The following is an 18,656-nucleotide window of genomic DNA, read 5'->3' as shown; positions in this document are numbered from 1 at the left end:
ATTTTATGATTTTACCAACACACGACGAAACCATTCATAAGTGAGTTTACCCGATATTTCATGCTCACCCTCGAATAGATCTAATTCCAAATTATCAACAGCACCTAATAAGTGATAAATGTTTTGAAGCTTCTCATATGCCTCTTTGGTGGCGTGAACGGGGAAAATCGGGTCTCGCGTTCCCGCTTCAATGAGCAAAGGCTTAGGGGCGATCAGACTCAGCAGATCAGGCATTTCCGCAACAAGTGACAACCCAGGGACGTAATTATCCACACAATGATGCATAGATAAAATACTGGCTTGGAAGGTGTTGGTGAACCCGCTTACAACAGCGGCAGAAATCCGATCATCTAAGGCAGCTGCAAATGAGCAGACAAGACCTCCACCAGAAATGCCCATACATCCTATTCGTTCCGCATCAACATCTTCACGTGTAAGTAAGTAGTCCACACAACGCAGTGTCTCAAAAACTCGATATCCCGCCATCGTCTGGCCTATTGCCAGGAGAAACGTAGATAACCTATGGCAGGAGTTCGCTGCCTTGGTATCCTCTTGAAGCTTGCGGTCTCCAAATCCAAACAATTCGGGCGCGATGGTAAGAAAACCTCGATTGACCAGCTCAACGGCAAAATCCTTTTGGTACCCTGGATTGCCCGTTTTTGTCGTGCCATCGGGGTTTAGACCCACGATATCCTTACTACCGTATCCGTGACCGTGGCAGGCGATAACCGCCCCAAGACGGCCTTTGCTTTCTTTTGGGATAAGGACATAGATGGGCATATAGAGTCGTGGATAGGTTTGAATTTGAATGCGCTGACGGATATACGTTCCGCAGTCCTCCGATTCGAGCAGAACCGGTGAAAGACTTGGCACCTCAGTAGGAAAACCGCCAAGCAGTTCAACCAACTGTTTCTGTAAACGCCCTCTCCACTCCTCCCATTCCAGCTGCGAGTCCGCACGAAAGCTTTCAATGGGACGCACGCTATCATATAAATCCTTAAGATACTCATCCGGGTTCCACACCAAATATCCCTCCTACGATTTGTAATCGAATTCATACTTCGAACAATTCGAGATCGTTAGAAAAATACCTTCAAATTTGCAATGCATTTCCTTAATGGCTGCTTTGCCCTATCTTAACCTAAGACTTCCTAAAACAGAGTTAGTGGCTTACTCATTACTCATCATATTCCGGATATAAATTTCCTGTTGTTTGAGCATATAATCCGAAGCATTTCTCATCATCTCGGCAAAGAGCAGGCTTTCTTCCTCACCTAGATGCTTAACGAGACCAACGAACATATTGAGGCGGGCCTCATTAATACGTTGTATATGCTTTTTACCTTTATCTGAAAGCTGGATTCTGACAACTCGCCGATCGGCAGGATCGGCATGACGCTCGACAAGTTCCTGTGCTTCCAGACTGTTGATATGCTGCGATACCGTTGGCGAAGTGACATTCAGTTTTCCGCTTATTTCCGAAACCATCAATCCCGGACTGTCATCCTTGACATTCATACTGATGAAATAGAGAACCATGATCTCGCCTGGCTTTTGATTGTATACCGTGCGATTCTGCATCATATTTCCACCAACCTGCGATTGGAAGTACGATTCCATTAACTGCTTTGCGATTTCCTTCTGCTCTTTAGACAATCCATTCACTCCTCGAATACGAATACATTGGAAACTACATAGCTTAGTAGATCGGTTCAGATGCAATGACGATAGATTGTTCTAAGACTCCATTACGGCTGCATATCGCGTTGCGATGGTGTAAAATACTTCCTTGGGCTCCCAAGGCATGTCGGCGTATGTCGCTCCCTGGCTTTCTTGCAGAACCCGCACGATCCCATAAGACGCTCGATCAAAATCGTGATTGGGGTCTTCGTCGTACGGCAGGTTGTGGCAAGCAAAGGTACACCAGAATGCTGTGTCGACTCCAGCTTCTTCGAAAATGTTGACGCTATCGTTGAAGTATTGGCTCTGTTCGGACTCATCACGCTCGTAGCTGCCTGTCAGACGAACGGCACGCGCACCGTCCCACTCGACGATGAACATGCCGCGTGCGCCCAGATCGTGTGCACCCTTGAAGGTCTTACATCCGAACTCGGAGATCACCAAAGGCTTATTTGAACTGGAGGCCAGCTTTTTGATTGAATCAGCATAGAGATGAGCAACCTCAGTAGAGTTGTAGGCGTCGACAGCGATGAAGTCGAAAGGCTCCCAGTTCACAGGTTCGATAGGCAGGGCCGCGTACGTGACACGACCCCCGAACTGGGCTCGGACTACGTCTACAGCACGTGCTAGGAAGTCGTTGAGAGGAGTCGGTAGTTTCGCGAACGCAGTACGGCTAACCGTCGGTTCGGACAGAGCCGCAATGCGCTCCGACAAAGTCTCGCCGGGCAAGAAGCCGCGGGTAAAGAGCATGAGTTCTGCACCCGTTACCATGACAACCTCAGCTCCTGTAACCCGGAGGCGTTCGGCGCGTTCGGCACAGTCCGCGAGCAAGGCAAGCAACTCTTCTTGGTCAAGATCGTTTGTGAACGGTGAGAACCATACCTCAAGGCCTGCTGCTGCTGCCGCTTGTGCAGCGATCTCCAGACGATCGGGCTCGCCGCCTGTCACTCTTACGGCAGTGCAATGCAGGTCGCGCCGTATAATTTCCATCTCCCTGTACATTCTCGCCGCATCGAAGATGGGGTGTGTGCTGGTTCCTTCACTTAGAAATCCCGTGTCATAGGTCAATCCACGCATGCGCATAATGAATAAACTCCTTTCGTTTTCAAGATACATAGTTTATCTAATAATTTGATTACTAATTAAATAGGTAACCTAAGTATATGTGAATAAAAGTAGATAATCAACTAAATTGTTGCTTAAACACTGCCTTAAATTCACCTTGAGCTTAATAAAAACAAGGAGCAATTGCCACGGCATACTGCTCCATCTTCAATAAATTAAAGTAATAAAATGTTATGACCTCAACTTCAAGGACTTACGACATTCGTGACAGATTTAATCTTTCTCAGTTTGATTGAAGACAGGGCATCCTCATTTAAGGCAGCAGACAAATCACAGTTAGATCCTAACCAAAAGTCACCATAACGCTCCATGACCAATACGTCCCCGCATCGGTAAAATGTATGAGTAGGTCCCTCTTCTTTGGGGCTAATATAGTACCCATTTAGCCACACATCTTCAATCGGCTTATCAAACAACATCTGTATATTTAGTGCGTTCCTGTGACATACATAACCCAATGCTACTTGCCAATGACAAGAAATGAGAAAAGCACCTCGTAGGGAAGGTGCTAATCCCGTTTGACTATTTGTCATTGTGAATAATCAGTTTTTTCAAAGCCGTTCTTGCATATTGTCCTTCTCCATCAGACCACCTATTTATTTTTCTAAAATCAGTGTTGTCTGTAATCTGATCTATGTTACCGATCAAGCGTTTATCTGCTAACAGCTTAATATCAGCATCGACAATTTGATTCGCAATAAGTCTAGCAACGACTTCACCATTCATCACTTTGAAGGGGCGATCATAAAAGCATGAAACGTCATTAGGAATCTTTTCTGTGACTTTAAGTCCGTTGTGCATATTTGATAAATGCTTGTAAGCATTATTAAATGCATGCTCACGTTCTCTCCATGTAGTTGCCGTTTGCGCAGTCCAAAGATAAGGCATTAATTGATCACTACATTTCAAATGCTTGAATGCCGTACCAAACCATTTCGGATAGGGGGCATATTGACGCTCCATTAGAAAACAAAGGTTTATGATATCACGGACAAGGCGTGAAGCAATAATAGCTGAGCCAAGTTCGTCGCCTATAAAGCCTGATCGAAGCATTAGATGTTCTTCTTGACCGATGCGTTGCCAACTTGATGCCATTAGGTATAACCAGACATCTTGAGGGTAATAATCGAGTTGATTTCGTAACTTGTATAGTAGTCGATGATCGTCCCTGTAAACTGCTCCCCTAATTATCTCAAGAAGCGACTGCGAAGGAAACGTGAGCCAATCCACTGACTCTATTGGTCCATCTTGGTTAACAGCCAAGTAGCTTTCAATGAACCTTGGCACCGTCGTAATTACAGTCATTCGTACATCAACCGAGAAGCCATAAAACCGCCCCGGAGCTCGTTCCTGTAGAGAGACTTGTATTTGATGGGAATACCCGATATCTTGTTCGTTAAGAAAAAGATATACCCGGGGTCCCCAATCGTGATCCGTTGACATTTCTGTATCATAGCCCAGCACTTCACTGCCGGGACCCAATAGAGCCGATGAATAGGACAAAAAAGGGTAGGAGTCCGTCATGACAGGCTCAACGACTTCCGTATGAAATCGACGACATAATTCTATTCCATTTATAAAAGACATCTTCATTCCTCCGTAAAAAGCAAGTTATGCAACGGCATAGCTGCCATGTAAGTATGTCCTCTTCCCGACATCAAACCCACTCATTCAAATGAATCCGAGCTATCACGCACACACCGACTCCATCGCTCCAGCTCATTCGTGCATACAAGCACATTCGGAAATCTCGCCCGAAAAGCCCGCATCGAATTGCTGAAGCTCCTCCCAAGTGTAATCATACACCTTGCCAGTACCGTTAGTCGTGCGATTAATAGTAGGATCATGAATGACAACAGGAATTCCATCCTTGGTCACGTTAACATCCAGTTCAAGATAGCTGAAAGAGCGTTCGATCGCTGCACGAAAAGATGCCAGCGTATTCTCGGGAAACTTCCCCCGGATCTCCACGATGTCCCAAACCTGGTATAATTGTAACTAAAGTGCACCTCCTATGCATGAAAACAAAATTATACAGTCTTCCATACAATATCACCACAATCGAACCATCTGAAGTTATAATCTGTCTACAAGAGCTGTGTTTGTGAAAGGGCATAATTAATGGCTTTGGCCATCAAGTTCTCATCGTTGATCGTATAAGGGTACACCTGCTCGTTACTTCATGTCTTTTCACGATAAATGTGACTAATGTCAGTCTTCGTCAAAGTAATGCGGCAATATTGAAGCTCTAATTCTAATGGTACAAAAGAAAATGGTTGGAACGGAGGACTACTGTATTGAGAAGTGAACAAGAAATGATGAATATCCTTGTAGATTTTGCTATGAATGATGATAGAATCCGATTGGTAACTTTGGAAGGGTCACGTACAAACAAAAATATTCCCCCTGATACATTCCAAGATTATGACATTTCTTACTTTGTAACAGATGTTGATTCTTTCAAGGAAAATGATCAATGGCTTAAAATTTGGGGGGATCGTGTTATGATGCAAAAACCCGAGGATATGGAGCTTTTTCCGTCAGAATTAGGTAATTGGTTTTCATATTTAATTCTTTTTGAGGATGGTAATAAAGTAGACCTAACACTTATTCCAATTAACGAGGTGGAGGATTATTTTACCAAGAGCGATGGTTTAGTTGAGGTCTTGCTTGATAAGGATACTCTAATCAAAAATGAAGTGATCGCTGATGATCGTCAATATTGGATTAAAAAGCCAAATGCAAGAGAATTTGATGATTGCTGCAATGAGTTCTGGATGGTTTCAACTTACGTAGTAAAAGGATTAGCGAGAAAAGAAATACTTTTTGCTATTGACCATTTAAACGAGATTGCAAGACCTAATTTATTGAGAATGATGGCTTGGCAAATTGGATCAGAGCAGGGATATACCTTTAGTGTGGGGAAAAACTATAAATTTATAAATCGTTACCTTCCAAATGAAGATTGGGAATCATTACTATCAACCTATTCTGAGAATGGGTATCAGGAAATGTGGCAGTCTTTATTAACTAGTTATGAGTTATTTAGAAAATACTCAAAGGCTGTGGCAGAAAGTCTCGAATATAAGTATCCAGATTACGATGAAGCCATTACTAAGTATACTGAAAATATTTATACCTCATTGACTTGAACTAATGTGAATTAACAAGATTTCCGCTACGCTTGCCGCAGCGTTCAACACGGGACGGAGCAAGCCGGACACGAGGTTAAACTGCGTTTCGTGGATGATTATATTATTCTGATTTCCGGATCGATACTCCGTGGAGCGGAAGGGTATGGCCTTCGGATTAACAAATCGGAGCGATAGATTTCAATGCTGTGTTCTATACAAATAATTATATTTAATAACAAATATTTACATTTTTTACATGTGCCTTATCAGGATTGAATCCCTGACATCATCGCTACCCGCGAAAAGTACTCCCATCCGCTCCCCAGTTGTAGACGACACTCTCACTATTATCATGAAACATTTTCAACAACTTAGAGTAGCTAGTCCATGACAAATACGTCCATTCACATATAGATGAGAGCCTGCCGTCAAGGCAGACTCGTTCAAGCTTAAATATTTCACAACTACCGTTTCACCTTATAAAACTCATGGTACAGCTTCATCAACGCCCGCTTCTCAATCCGCGATACATACGAACGCGATATCCCTAACGATTTGGCGATCTCTCGCTGCGTCCGCTCCTCACCGCCGGCTTCCAGCCCAAAACGGCCCACAACGACCTCACGTTCCCGCTCCTCTAAAATATCCAGATTCCTATAGATCTTCGACTTTTCAATCTTCAGCTGGACCAGATCAGCCACATCATCCGCTTCGGAACCGAGAATATCGATTAACGTAATCTCGTTCCCTTCCTTATCTGTTCCAATAGGGTCATGCAGGGATACATCCTTGCGTGTTTTCTTAAGTGATCTTAAATGCATAAGTATTTCGTTCTCGATGCATCGGGCAGCAAAGGTGGCCAGTTTGGTGCCTTTGTCTGGGGAAAATGATTCGATCGCCTTGATCAATCCAATCGTGCCGATTGAGATCAGATCCTCTAGATCCTCGCCAGTGTTGTCAAACTTTTTGACGATATGAACACGAAGCGATGTAAGATGGGTCTCGACCGATGTCGGAAATTTAAAAGTATAAAATGTTTTTATATAAATTGAACTAAAGGAATTCATTTCCACATCGTCGAAATAAGAATTACAACCTGAATGCGACGGTGAAACCATGGAAACGACACAAGCATTTATTCAAGTTGAAGCCTTGATGAAAAAAGAGAAAGATCGGCGCATGTTCGAGCGGTACCAAGCCATTTATCTGTAATTAAGAATACTCTGGAGATTTCAGAGATCATCGGTAGAACGGAACGAACGGTCTTTAAATATTTGCGTGCGTATCGCGAAGCTGGTATAGCCGGATTGCAAATGAACTACTCAACGGGAGCCCCGGAGCGACTAACGAAGGAACAACAAGAACAACTTAAACAGACCATTGTCTCTTCCGTTCCTCACGAGGTAGGTTTTTGTACCAAATATAGTTGGACCCTGTATCTCACTGGCGAATATATCAAACGGGAATTCGGTCATACCTACTCGCTGCGTGGCATTTCAAAAAAGGCGCATCGGCTTGGGCTCAGCTACACCAAACCCACCTATACACTAGCTGCGGCGGACGAAGCCAAGCAACAAGTATTCACAGAAGTGACTTTCCCTACTTTGAAAAAGATTAATGGACGAGGAAATCGCTCATTTGCTCTTCGAAGATGAGTCTATGATCTGTGATTATCAATGGCACTCTCCCCAAGTTTGCGCTTCAACTCGGGAAACGTCACGTCTCGAAAGGCGGTTTGGGCCTTCAAATCTGCCTTAGCAAGGGTATAGGTTGCCTTGGTGAAGCTGAAACCCGACCGCTTCAGAACTTTGCTAACGCCACGAACGCTATAGATAATGTTAAACTCACGCTCAATCCAAGAAGCAATCAGCGACAGTGTCCAATTGTAGCGTGCTTCAAAGCCTACATCTGCGGGCTGCTTGTTGATCAATAATTCAGCCAGTTGTCCGAGCTGTTCTTCGTTCAATCTAGGCGGCTTTCCAGGCGAATGCTTCATGAGTAGACCTTCCAAACCCTTTTCTTGATAGCCCTGCCAATAGAGGCTGATGGTTTGGCGGACCAGACCCAAAAGACCGCTAATTTAAGCAAAGCTGTGTCCTTCCAGGTGCAGACGCACGGCCAGATAACGTTCATACAGGCGTTTGTCGTTGGTTTCTTTCATGGCTTTATTCAGCCGGAAATGAAAGCTGCACTTGGCAAATTGCAGCAGTTGTACAAAACGGGGCAGATTGACCAAGAGTTCGGTGTCAAGGATTCCAAGAAAGCAGATCAAACAAGCAGTGCTTCCGAACATGTGGCCGTGCATGCCCAAAATGTGGCGGCCGATGTCATAACCACCGTTATCAGCAGTGCCTCCAATAAAATCACAATATATTTGTACATCAGCATATAAGTTCTAGGTACCGGAAGGGATAACAAATGGGTTATCGCCTGTTGCTTCTACTCCTCTTGCCATGTAGAAAAGCAGTGCAGAAACGTCATCAACAGCAAGCCGACAAAAATTATGACATTAAGCATCATAATCAGACCAAGTCCTTCCTGAGGTAGGTGCAAATAAAACCTTTGCGATTGGTTACGATATAGGCCTGCTTCATATAGATATCTGGAATGGCGATGGATACCAGATCCGACGTTTGCTGATGAGTTAGCTGTTTAAATACTTCGCGAATCAGCATGATAGTCGTAAGGGGTACGTAACGTTCTCTTCCCGTGCAGGGTTCAATTACTTTTCGAAATAAAGCCGTATTCCGTTTCGCCTTGGTGACCCAATCAAATTGATGGGATTCCAAGAATGAGAAGAAATTCTTACATAAATACCATCGATCCATCGCCACCCATAATCGGCAATCCACCGACTCACGCAGCATCAAGAGCATTTGTTTGGCGAGATCCAGCTTAGAAAGACCTTTGCCTTTGACTGCAGGCTTATGCCAAACCGAGTAAAACAAGGGATACTCCAGCCCGCTTTTTAAGACAGCCTGAATCACCACCAGATTCATCGCCCATGCATACGTTTTAGTAGAATGATCGAAGAGCCAGCTAAGAAAAGGGAGTTGCTTCGCGTAAGGATGAACGCAGTGGGTGTCGTCTAGATTTACCACATCCCCTTCTTGAAGCTGAGTTTGCTCATCTTGTTGTAGACGTTCTACACGCTTTTTCCCAAATGTTCTCCAAGCAAGGATGTAGTGAAAAAGCGGCTCATTGTGTACTGAGCAAGCTTCCAAGGTTTGAACATAGCCTTCAACAACGCATCTTTCTCCGCCAGATCTGCCATTTGGACAACGGAAGAACAATGGGAAACCAATCCGACGACATAGAGAAAACAAATCAACCAGGACGGTGTACCACTGCGTTTCATCATACCCGATTGAGCCAAGAGTAAGGAGAAGTCAAACCGTTCCCACAGGGAGCGCAAGATCGGGGCACCTGCGCATTCAACTATCTGATGAGTATGTAACACTTAATTATAATGGTCATGTTTATGTTCCAGTACGGTTTATTGCAGAAAATTTGAATAGTGCAGTTGTTTTTGACCCCTCACAAAAAACTGTAATTGTTGATAGCAGTACCCACTCTGATCTGACACTTATGGACCCCAATGAAGAAAGAGTGCGTGTAGGAGACTTGAAACTGACCTATACAAATGGGAAAACTGTTATAAGTCGAAAGATCCAAGTGATTGGCGGGAAAGAACAAAATACCGTTAGAGGCACAAGATTGAGGTTTCTCGATAATCAAAATAAGATGTTGGCAGAGGTCTTAATTTCGGAACCAGAAGGTTCCAGTTCCATTGAAGTAAAGAAAAATGATGTAAAAGAATTTTACAATTTCAACACAGGGGGATATATTACCGGCTACAAAAATGTAACTCTATAGGCATGCTGAATGAAATTAAGAACGTTCGCCCGCCCCGGTAGAACAAGTAAATAACAGATCAATCAATTAACTGAAAAACTAAATTTTGTTAAGGAATCCGATTAGTCAAGAACGCTGAGAGAAACAGGTCTTATAGAGCTCAGCGATATGGACATTTTTTGCAATTAAACAGAAATCAGACGATGATATGAGAAAACATTTTTTCAATCTGGTGGGCAATAATGATCTTCGTTATTTTTAATGCTATAACTTTAGCTTCACCGAAATATTGAAGCAAAACAGGTTGCAAATAAAAAAATCCTTGAATATCAAGGGCTTTAATGTAACCTATTTTAGTTCTTCGTACAGTTAACTACAATTTATTGAGGAATTGCTATCTTTTTTAATTCTTGCACCACAACCAATATATTCATAAGAAAACTGTACTTCACGAAAGCCAAGCGTTTCATAAAGTCTTTTGGCAGGATTGCCGTCACGTGCTAGGCAAGAATTCCTCCATCGTCGTTACTCAAAAAATCTGATAGAACTAATTGACATTGTGCGCTTATATGTTCAAAACAAGAGCCTCCAGCCGCAACACGGCAGGAGGCTCTCTTTATTTCACTGTTTATGAAGGCGTCGGCGGCGCTTCCTTCGCTTTTTTTCGATGGAACAGACGTCCCGCGCTAAGCTTCGTATTTTCGATCATTTCATAAACGACCGGCACAATCAGCAGCGTAAGAATCGTGGACGTCGTCAATCCGCCGATAACGACGACCGCCAAGCCTTTGGAAATGATCGTTCCTTTGGACAGCCCCAGCGCCAAAGGCATGAGAGCGAAAACCGTCGCACCCGCCGTCATAATGATCGGGCGAAGCCGCGACTGCCCCGCTTCCATCAACGCCTCGCGCACGGAGCGGCCCATTTCCCGCAATTGTTGTACGCGGTCGATTAGCACGATCGCATTGGTTACGACGACGCCGATTAGCATGAGGAATCCGATCAGGGACGTCAGGTTCAGTGATTCGCCGGTGACGAGCAAACCAAGCAGCCCTCCAATCGCCGCAAGTGGCAGTGAGAACAAGATGGCGAACGGCGCGCTTGCATTGCCGAACGCAAGAACCATAATTAAGTATACGATAAAGACGGAAGCCGCCATCGCAAAAAACATGTTTGTGAACTCTTTATCGATATCTGCCGCAGCACCTTTCAATTCCGTATGTACGCCGGGAGGCAATTCGATCTCGCTCAGTATTTGAGACGCTTGAGCACTGACGCCGCCTTTATCCTTGGAGTCGATTTTGGCGGTAATACTAACGTATTGCTCCTGATTATCTCGAGGGATCGAGGCCGGTCCTTCGACCTGCCGGATTTTCGCAATTTCGTTCAACTTGATCACTTGTCCCGTCTGGGTCGTGATCAGGAAGTTTCCGACTTTATTTACCGAGTTTTTGAAGCTGGTTTCCATCATAATTTTCGTATTGTAGGTTACATTATCGAACTTCAAATCGCCGATTTTTTGCTCGGACAGCCAGGAGTGCATCGATTCGATAATTTGTCCGGAAGAGAGGCCGTACATGCGGGCTTTGTTCTGGTCGACGGCAATTTCCACTTCCTTATTTGTTACGCTCAAGCTGTCTTCTACATCAAGAAAGCCCGGAATTCCCTTCATCTTCGCTTTTACCATTCCGGCCGCCTTAATGAGCTCATCCACGTCATCGCCTCTCAGGATGTAAGAGAAGTCGATGCCGCTTCCTCCGCCTCCTCCGCCAAAGCTGACAATGCTGCCACGAACTTCACTTTCTTTCGGTACCATAGCAGCGATCTTTACTTTCATGTCATCGACGAGCGCTCTCGCATTCGTCCCATCGGTAGCCGAGGCATTTAACGAGAACCGATAGCTGACCGATTCGCTTCCTCCGCCTCCGATGAGCGACTGCACGTATTCGAACGCAGGCTCGCCCACGCCGTTCTTCGTCTCCCTCATCATTACTTCGATACTTTTGGCGATTTGGTCCGTCGTCTCCAGTGAAGTTTCTCTCGGCAACATGACTCTAAGGCTCAGCTTCTTATCGGAATTGCTGGTGGGCATGAACTCCTTGGCAAGAAACGGTACGGTGCCCGCAATCGATACGGCAAATGCTAATAATGCAAGAAGCATACTTTTTTTACGGTTGTTAAGCGACCATTGCAACGCCTTCAAATAACCGGCCTCTGCTTTGCCGACCTTATGCTCGTCGTGATGCTTAATGTTCTTCGAACGGAGCACAAGCAGCTTGGCAAGCATCGGAATCACGGTTACTGCTACGATCAATGACGACAGCAGAGCAGCCGACAACGTGATCGCGAACGGACGGAACATATCACCAAGCTCTCCTCCAACGAAGGCAATCGGAGCGAATACCCCTACCGTAGTCAACGTCGAGGACGTAATCGCGGATGCGACCTGCTCCGTAGCTTTAATAATGACCGATTCGCCTTGCTCATGCGTTTTGACCAGCTCGCTGTATATATTCTCGATAACGACGATACTGTCGTCCACAACACGGCCGACCGCGATAGCCATGCCGCCAAGGGTCATAATGTTGAGCGTAATGTTTAAAGGTGCCATGATCAAAAGCGTAATCAGGATAGATAAAGGAATGGAGACAAGGACAATGATCGTCATACGGAAGTTTTTAAGAAATACGAGAATCATGATAGAGGCCAGAAGAGCTCCAAGGGCCCCTTCTTTGACCATTCCATTAATCGATTCCTGAACGACTTCGGAGTTTTTCGAGATCGATATGAATTCAATGCTCGGGTATTGCTTCTCCCATTGGGCCGTCATTGCGTCCGCCTTTTTCGCAAACTCAACCGAGTTCGTTCCATTCGTTTTGTACAAAATGACCCCGATCGACGGTTGTCCGTTCAAACGCGAGATGAACTTGGACTCGGTGATCGCTTTGATCTTGACGATTTGCTTGAGCAGCAGCGTATCCCCGGCTGTTGTGTTGACCTTTATGTTTTCCAGGTTGTAAATGCTGTTGATATCGCTCGTCACGCGAACCATTCGCATGATACCGTCCACCTTCAGTGCACCGACCGGGCTCGTGCGAAGGGCTGACTGGATGGCCCGCGTTACATCTGCAGGCATCAATCCGTAGTTGTTCATCGCATTGCCGTCCATCTCGAGCGTCAATACCGCTTCCTCATTGCCCATAGACTCCACATGATCTAACCCTTTAATCGTGGTGAATCCAGGCTGAAACACGTCCTTGTACAGCTTATCCAGCTGCTGCTGATTCATGTTGCCTTTGCCGATGACCGCGAGCGTGTACTCCGGAATGGCAGCCATACCGAACGTCATGACTTTCGGCCGTTCCGCTGATTGGGGCAAATTGACGTTGGAAATCAGTCCCTCTACATCATTCTTCGCTTTATCCGTGTTCTGGCCATGCTCCAACGTAATCTGAATCGACGAGAAATTATCGCTAGAAGATGACTGCAGATTTTTAATCCCACTGAGCCCAGCGACCGCCTTCTCCAATGGCTTTGTAATCTGCTCCATAATATCTTTAGGAGGAGCCTGATACTGGGTTTGAATGACGACGTAGGGAATGGACACCTCGGGAAACAATTCCGCTTTTAGTAAAGTAGCTGCATAGGTGCCTCCGCCAAATAACAGCAGTATGATGATCAGTACGGCCGCTACATTTTTCATGGAAAACCACGTTAATGAGTTCATCTCTCTACTCCTCGTATCTAAGTTTGCTATATATAAGACGGAGTTTTTTGTAATTTCACTTCACTTTCGTGTTATTTTATGTAAAAAAATTTTGGGGCCTTCCGATACCGCACACAAAAACCGCCCGGAATGTCCCCGAACGGTTCGATTTGACCTATTAGTACCATATATAGATGCGGATTCTGGACATGTAGCTTAGTTATGGGCAAGTCGATTAGAGAAGACGTCGGTGCTCTATTCGCTATATATCATACGACAGAAGCTGCTCTTGGTTTAAAAATTTTTATAAATGAGAAAGGAGAAAGGTTGGCTTATTCCCCCACCACTCCAAGTCAAAAGACCTGATCTCGTCCAAACTTAATTGTTGTACCGTTTGTACTATTGAATTAGCAAAAGGGAGAAGATATTTGACTATTGAAATGAAACTTCGACAACCCACAAAATGCCGCGGATGTGTCTGGGGCATTTTGTGGGTTGGTATGAAACAATTCTGTCCGAAGATAAAATGTGTTAGAGTTTTTGAATAAGTTAAGCCCCCATCCATCGGGATCGAGGGCATTTTTTCTGAAGGAATTTTTTCTAATAATGCAGATATGGACTCAAGGGGATTGTTTGCATGCAAATATAAATTCCATGTGGTGTATTATGAGAAAAATATTCGGACTTATTTTGGCCTTTGCTTTTACGCGTGAATGGCGGCTACCGTCTATCAGCCGCCCACGTGCTGCAGTAATCAGCCAAGCTTCGGGTTTATCCCCCACGAGGAGGGCAATGTTTCCAAGGCGACAAGAAAAGCATCGGCAAGTCCCGCTGGCCAGTTAGTGCTGTTCTGGCAGCGCACGTTCCGTAATCACCATATTTTCATATTTGCAATAACCCCCTGGGGGATATAATCAACAATTATCTTATATAAAGTTGCGAAATCAAAGGAGGCTTTAAAAATTGGTGCTGGACACTCCCACGAGGGACATGGACATTGGCGTGGACTCAAGCATTGTATAAAACAAGGGTATTCATGATCTCATTAATGCCCATGATGATTACAGCGAGCGGCTACGATTCATAATTTTGGATATGCTTTAACATCGATTCCCTCTTGGATTGTTTTTATGCTAAGCCATAGACTACCTACTAAACGCTTTCGCAGTGAAGTCGTTACATCTTTATTGCAATCAGTGCGGTTGTACACTTCTGCGACCAGTCACGGTTACTGTGGAATGGTGCTGTAACTTTCGTTGTGCGGATCGCCAAGTCAGGTTCTTACATACAATTCACCGAGCACCACCCTGACGAGTTTGCCGGCCCACTGCGCCGCAACGGATCAATCATTCCTGTATCGCTCCAGCAAGACTTAGCGACTGCACACGTACATGAGCATATACATAAAATATGAAGGACATGCGTACCGCATCCTCATGGAGAAAAGAAAGGACATTCACATGACTGAAAATCATACACATGGACATGACCATGAGCATAAACACCGGAAACAGATCGTGAACCTTTTAGCCCGGATTGAGGGCCATTTGAGAGCTACCAAGGAAATGACAGCCGCCGGGCGCGATTGTTCTGAAATTCTTCTGCAAATCGCTGCAGTTCAGAAAGCGTTAGACGGTGCTGCCAAGCTTTTACTTAAGGATCATCTTGAGGGTTGTGTAGTCTATGCTATTCAAAAAGGAAATCAGGAGCAAGTGTTAGCCGATTTGAATACAGCATTGAAGACTGTTTTTATTGAGTAGTTTCGTTTATCTAATTTCGTTTTCTGACATAGGGTTATTACATCAATCTATACTGCAATTGCCACATTGTACTTGTCACCCGACAGTTGTTGTCGTTGGTTGTCAAATGAGTTGGCATCCTTAAGCCTTGGATGCAGGCTGCTTCAATGACACTTGAATGGATAATTGCTCTAACTGCTTTTCGTCAACTGTACCAGGAGCATTTGTCATAAGATCTGTAGTACTAACTGTTTTCGGGAAGGCGATCGTTTCGCGCAGGTTGGTACGCTTAGTAATTAGCATAATTATACGATCGAAGCCAAATGCAATTCCTCCATGAGGAGGTGTTCCGTATTCAAAAGCTTCCAGCAAGAAGCCAAATTTCTCTTGTGCTTGTTCCTTAGAGAAGCCAAGTGCGCTGAATAGTTGCTCTTGCACTTCGCGTTTATAAATCCGCATGGAGCCTCCGCCCACTTCATAACCATTCAATACAAGGTCATACGCTTGAGCACGAATTTGTCCAGGATCTGTATCAAAGAAGTGCAAATCCTCTTCCTTAGGACGAGTGAACGGATGATGCTCAGCCACAAAGCGTTTAGCTTCTTCGTCATAGCTAAGCAGCGGGAAGTCTACAACCCACGCAAACTTGAACTCGTTCTCGTCAATAAGACCAAGCTCGCGTCCAATTTTCAAACGCAGGTTGCCGAGTACATCTGCTACCACCTTTTTGGTGTCGGCGGAGAACAACAGCAAATCTCCTTCTTCAGCACCTAGACGTTCTTTCAATGCTTCCAATTCCTGCTCTGTGAAGAACTTAACGATTGGCCCTTTTATTTCACCATCCTTCAGAACAACCCATGCCAAACCTTTCGCACCATAACGGGATGCAAATAGTCCTAGGTCATCGATTTCCTTACGGCTCCAAGCGCCGCAGCCTTTAGCGTTCAATGCTTTTACTTGACCGCCTTTTTCTACAACACTTGCAAATACTGAAACTCCCGAGCTTACTACGATGTCGGATACATCTTGAAGCTCCAAGCCAAACCGCAAATCCGGTTTATCTGAACCGTATCTACCCATCGCATCTGCATAGCTGATCCGTTGGAACGGACGTGGAATTTCAGTACCCGTTGTTACCTTGAATAGATTTACTGTAAGCTCCTCCATTAAATCCAGCAGTTGATCCTGCGAAAGGAAGGAGGTTTCGATGTCCACCTGTGTAAACTCAGGCTGACGGTCAGCACGAAGATCCTCATCACGGAAGCAGCGAGCAATTTGATAGTAGCGCTCCAAGCCGCTTACCATCAAGAGCTGCTTGAAAATTTGCGGTGATTGCGGAAGTACGTAGAAATCCCCTGGATGCAAACGGCTCGGAACAAAATATTCGCGGGCGCCTTCTGGCGTATCTTTGGTCAAGATAGGAGTTTCCACTTCAAGGAAGCCGTTGCAATCAAGGAAATCACGGAACACTTTGGCTGCTTTGGATCGAAGAGCCAGCGTACGCTGCATTTCCGGGCGGCGCAGATCCAAGTAACGGTATTTCAAACGCAAAGACTCGTCGATCTCGATACCATCCTCGATGAAGAATGGAGGATTTTTAGCTACATTTAAGATTTCAATCTCGGTAACCTGAATTTCGATATCACCTGTTGCCAGGTTCGCGTTTACTGTAGCCACTCCACGTTCAACTACTTTACCGCTAACTGCTAGCACATACTCGTTACGTGCGCGATCTGCTGTTGTCAAAGCCTCGCCTGAAAAATCAGGATTGAAAACGATTTGAACCAGGCCACTCCGGTCGCGCAAATCAATAAACAATACGCCACCCAAGTCACGTCTTCTTTGTACCCAACCGTTCAAAATAACTGTTTCTCCTACGTTCGCTTTCCTTATCGCTCCGCAATGGTGTGTTTTCAACATCATGATTTCATCAACCTCCGGCTCTATATTATTAACAACTCCTACTCAATGCTTCTGCAACCTAATCAATTGGAACCGTCTGCTATTTCCCTTTGGCCATAGCTTTAACGGTAGTATTCCCCTGTACCAACTCATTCACGCCCAAGTGGCTACGCATGAAGCCTTAAAGGAGTCCTCAAACCAATCTAAGATTGATAATTCATCGCTGTGAGGTGCTCCTTGACACTTGCCAAATTTACACCCTACTCTTCATCCCAATATTCTAAAATAGTCGGTACCTTCTCGCAACACTTCAGATCCACCTTACAGTCCAGAATTACGTATAGGTGGATTACGGTCATATCCAGACTGGCAATGCAGTAAATTATGCGTGCCTTTTTGATTTCGAATGCTCGTCTGTTCGAACTCTCCTTTCCTTTACCTGCAAATGTAAAATCCCGCGAGATCACAGAGATTGCAGTACTTCATTTACTTTGCAATAAAAAAATCTCTCGCCCCTGACGGCTAAGTCAGGGACGAGAGATTTTTCTTTTACATTCTCCCGTGGTACCACCCACGTTTTGTATCTTATGCTTGACTTGGGACATCCAAGGAGATCATATGATCTTAAGATACACACTTCAAGCGGTTAACGCCCGCGATACGCAAAGCAGCTACTGCACAGACCATTATCTGTGGTTCCCTGTATGTCCTCCGGGAGGTCTGTTCGTCCGGTTCGCATAAAGAAGCTTGCAGCTAACATTGACAACTGACGTGCACTAGTGTGCAACCTATCCGTACAATGTGGCTTCTCTCTCTGGGTATGCAGAATTCGAAGTACTTTTTCCCTTCAACAGATCATTGTTCAATTTCATTATGCATAATTGTAATATCCATATTTGGAAAAGTCAAGACGATTCACAGAAATACAATCAACCTCCGGCATGTAAATTCGCACGTCTCTGTTTAAACCCATTCCCACAAGGACCGGGCGATCCTTGCAAAAAGCAGCGCTTGCGTCCAGCGATCGCTCACCTCGCACTGCTTGTCGTGTAGGTCGCTCACAGGGTTTTGGTGCAACAATTGCAACTGATCAAAGATATCCGCGATTTTGGTTTTGTTATGCTGTCTAACCAAACAATGTATTGATAAATTTAATCGGATAGGAGGCTACCCATTAATTGAGTAGCCGACCTTCCACACCACCGTACGTCAGACTGTCTAACAACTGAATGCTGAGCACTCTTTAAACCGCGAATTCATGCTATTTTGCTCAAATAAACGTCATGCATATTTGATTTCAAAGGAGCTCGGTCTCTTAAGAGACGTATGAGCTCCTTCACGCCTATTATTTTGATCACTCTCTTGAAATTATAGGCAAGACAAATCAGACTGGTCTCAGTACCTACTGACTCCAACCCACGTGTTAAAAAGTATGTATAGCCCCAGTGACGTTTTATCGTCCCGAAAGGGTGCTCAACAATTTGCCCTCTTTGCTTATATATATTACTTTGTCTT

Annotated in this window: 16 protein-coding genes and 2 pseudogenes; 6 read left to right on the top strand and 12 right to left on the bottom strand. The window is 44.8% G+C overall.

Translation table 11 applies throughout. The annotated features are described in order from the left end of the window. Positions 1-3 precede the first annotated feature (3 nt). From BK127_RS07020 to BK127_RS06995, 5 genes are all read right to left on the bottom strand, one after another. Positions 4-1,023, bottom strand: coding sequence for an alpha/beta hydrolase family protein (locus BK127_RS07020; RefSeq protein WP_076229318.1), 1,020 nt, complete (start codon positions 1,021-1,023; stop codon positions 4-6). A gap of 147 nt (positions 1,024-1,170) precedes the next feature. Then, positions 1,171-1,656: a MarR family winged helix-turn-helix transcriptional regulator gene (locus BK127_RS07015; RefSeq protein ID WP_076229317.1), complete on the bottom strand. Its 486-nt coding sequence runs from the start codon at positions 1,654-1,656 to the stop codon at positions 1,171-1,173. An 81-nt stretch (positions 1,657-1,737) separates the two neighbouring features. Continuing rightward, complete coding sequence (locus BK127_RS07010; RefSeq protein ID WP_076229316.1) at positions 1,738-2,763, bottom strand: glycoside hydrolase family 113 protein; 1,026 nt, start codon at positions 2,761-2,763, stop codon at positions 1,738-1,740. A 564-nt stretch (positions 2,764-3,327) separates the two neighbouring features. Beyond that, positions 3,328-4,392 carry a DUF4037 domain-containing protein gene (locus BK127_RS07000; protein WP_076229315.1) on the bottom strand — a complete coding sequence of 355 codons (1,065 nt, stop codon included), beginning with the start codon at positions 4,390-4,392 and terminating at the stop codon, positions 3,328-3,330. A 132-nt stretch (positions 4,393-4,524) separates the two neighbouring features. Further along, the gene (locus BK127_RS06995; protein ID WP_076229314.1) at positions 4,525-4,776 is read right to left on the bottom strand and encodes a glycerophosphodiester phosphodiesterase; all 252 of its coding nucleotides are present in this window, start codon (positions 4,774-4,776) and stop codon (positions 4,525-4,527) included. A 326-nt stretch (positions 4,777-5,102) separates the two neighbouring features. On the opposite strand from BK127_RS06995, the gene ant(6) reads away from it, so the two are divergent. Continuing rightward, positions 5,103-5,957 carry an aminoglycoside 6-adenylyltransferase gene (ant(6), locus tag BK127_RS06990; RefSeq protein WP_076229313.1) on the top strand — a complete coding sequence of 285 codons (855 nt, stop codon included), beginning with the start codon at positions 5,103-5,105 and terminating at the stop codon, positions 5,955-5,957. Positions 5,958-6,403: 446 nt separating this feature from the next. Here the strand turns inward: ant(6) and sigK are convergent. Then, positions 6,404-6,925: pseudogene (gene sigK, locus BK127_RS06985) on the bottom strand (RNA polymerase sporulation sigma factor SigK); the annotation flags it as partial. Positions 6,926-7,150: 225 nt separating this feature from the next. Here sigK and BK127_RS06980 point away from each other — a divergent pair. Next, the gene (locus BK127_RS06980) at positions 7,151-7,594 is read left to right on the top strand and encodes a winged helix-turn-helix domain-containing protein (protein WP_305954288.1); all 444 of its coding nucleotides are present in this window, start codon (positions 7,151-7,153) and stop codon (positions 7,592-7,594) included. Positions 7,595-7,596: 2 nt separating this feature from the next. On the opposite strand, the gene BK127_RS06975 is transcribed toward BK127_RS06980, so the two are convergent. Beyond that, positions 7,597-8,007 carry a winged helix-turn-helix domain-containing protein gene (locus BK127_RS06975; RefSeq protein ID WP_179097408.1) on the bottom strand — a complete coding sequence of 137 codons (411 nt, stop codon included), beginning with the start codon at positions 8,005-8,007 and terminating at the stop codon, positions 7,597-7,599. On the opposite strand from BK127_RS06975, the gene BK127_RS42390 reads away from it, so the two are divergent. Next, entirely contained in the window at positions 7,990-8,331 is a 342-nt protein-coding gene (locus tag BK127_RS42390; RefSeq protein WP_144026395.1) for a hypothetical protein, read from the top strand. The genes BK127_RS06975 and BK127_RS42390 overlap by 18 nt on opposite strands. A 130-nt stretch (positions 8,332-8,461) precedes the next feature. Here BK127_RS42390 and BK127_RS06970 read toward each other — a convergent pair whose 3' ends face one another. Then, positions 8,462-9,040, bottom strand: a complete 579-nt coding sequence (locus BK127_RS06970) for a hypothetical protein (RefSeq protein WP_144026394.1) — start codon at positions 9,038-9,040, stop codon at positions 8,462-8,464. 44 nt (positions 9,041-9,084) lie between these two features. After that, positions 9,085-9,354 (bottom strand): hypothetical protein, encoded by a 270-nt coding sequence (locus BK127_RS43595; RefSeq protein ID WP_179097406.1) that lies wholly within the window; start codon positions 9,352-9,354, stop codon positions 9,085-9,087. On the opposite strand from BK127_RS43595, the gene BK127_RS06965 reads away from it, so the two are divergent. After that, on the top strand, positions 9,279-9,815 hold the full coding sequence (locus BK127_RS06965; RefSeq protein ID WP_076229311.1) for a stalk domain-containing protein: 537 nt from the start codon (positions 9,279-9,281) through the stop codon (positions 9,813-9,815). The two genes, BK127_RS43595 and BK127_RS06965, sit on opposite strands and share 76 nt — an antisense overlap. 607 nt (positions 9,816-10,422) lie before the next feature. Here the strand turns inward: BK127_RS06965 and BK127_RS06960 are convergent. Further along, positions 10,423-13,521 carry an efflux RND transporter permease subunit gene (locus BK127_RS06960; protein WP_076229310.1) on the bottom strand — a complete coding sequence of 1,033 codons (3,099 nt, stop codon included), beginning with the start codon at positions 13,519-13,521 and terminating at the stop codon, positions 10,423-10,425. Between the two features lie 177 nt (positions 13,522-13,698). Between BK127_RS06960 and BK127_RS45525 the strand changes: the two are divergent. Both BK127_RS45525 and BK127_RS06955 read left to right on the top strand, forming a co-directional pair. After that, positions 13,699-13,882: pseudogene (locus BK127_RS45525) on the top strand (DUF3231 family protein); the annotation flags it as partial. Between the two features lie 1,054 nt (positions 13,883-14,936). After that, on the top strand, positions 14,937-15,260 hold the full coding sequence (locus BK127_RS06955; protein ID WP_256711210.1) for a metal-sensing transcriptional repressor: 324 nt from the start codon (positions 14,937-14,939) through the stop codon (positions 15,258-15,260). Positions 15,261-15,380: 120 nt separating this feature from the next. Here the strand turns inward: BK127_RS06955 and aspS are convergent, their stop codons facing one another. Further along, entirely contained in the window at positions 15,381-17,159 is a 1,779-nt protein-coding gene (gene aspS, locus BK127_RS06950) for an aspartate--tRNA ligase (protein WP_179097425.1), read from the bottom strand. A gap of 1,238 nt (positions 17,160-18,397) precedes the next feature. Next, on the bottom strand, positions 18,398-18,643 hold the full coding sequence (locus tag BK127_RS06945) for a transposase (RefSeq protein ID WP_076229619.1): 246 nt from the start codon (positions 18,641-18,643) through the stop codon (positions 18,398-18,400). Between the last annotated feature and the right edge of the window lie 13 nt (positions 18,644-18,656).

The sequence above is a fragment of the Paenibacillus sp. FSL H7-0331 genome, from assembly GCF_001956045.1.
Note: the sequence above shows the minus strand (reverse complement) of the source record. Positions and strands in the feature narration are given on the sequence as shown.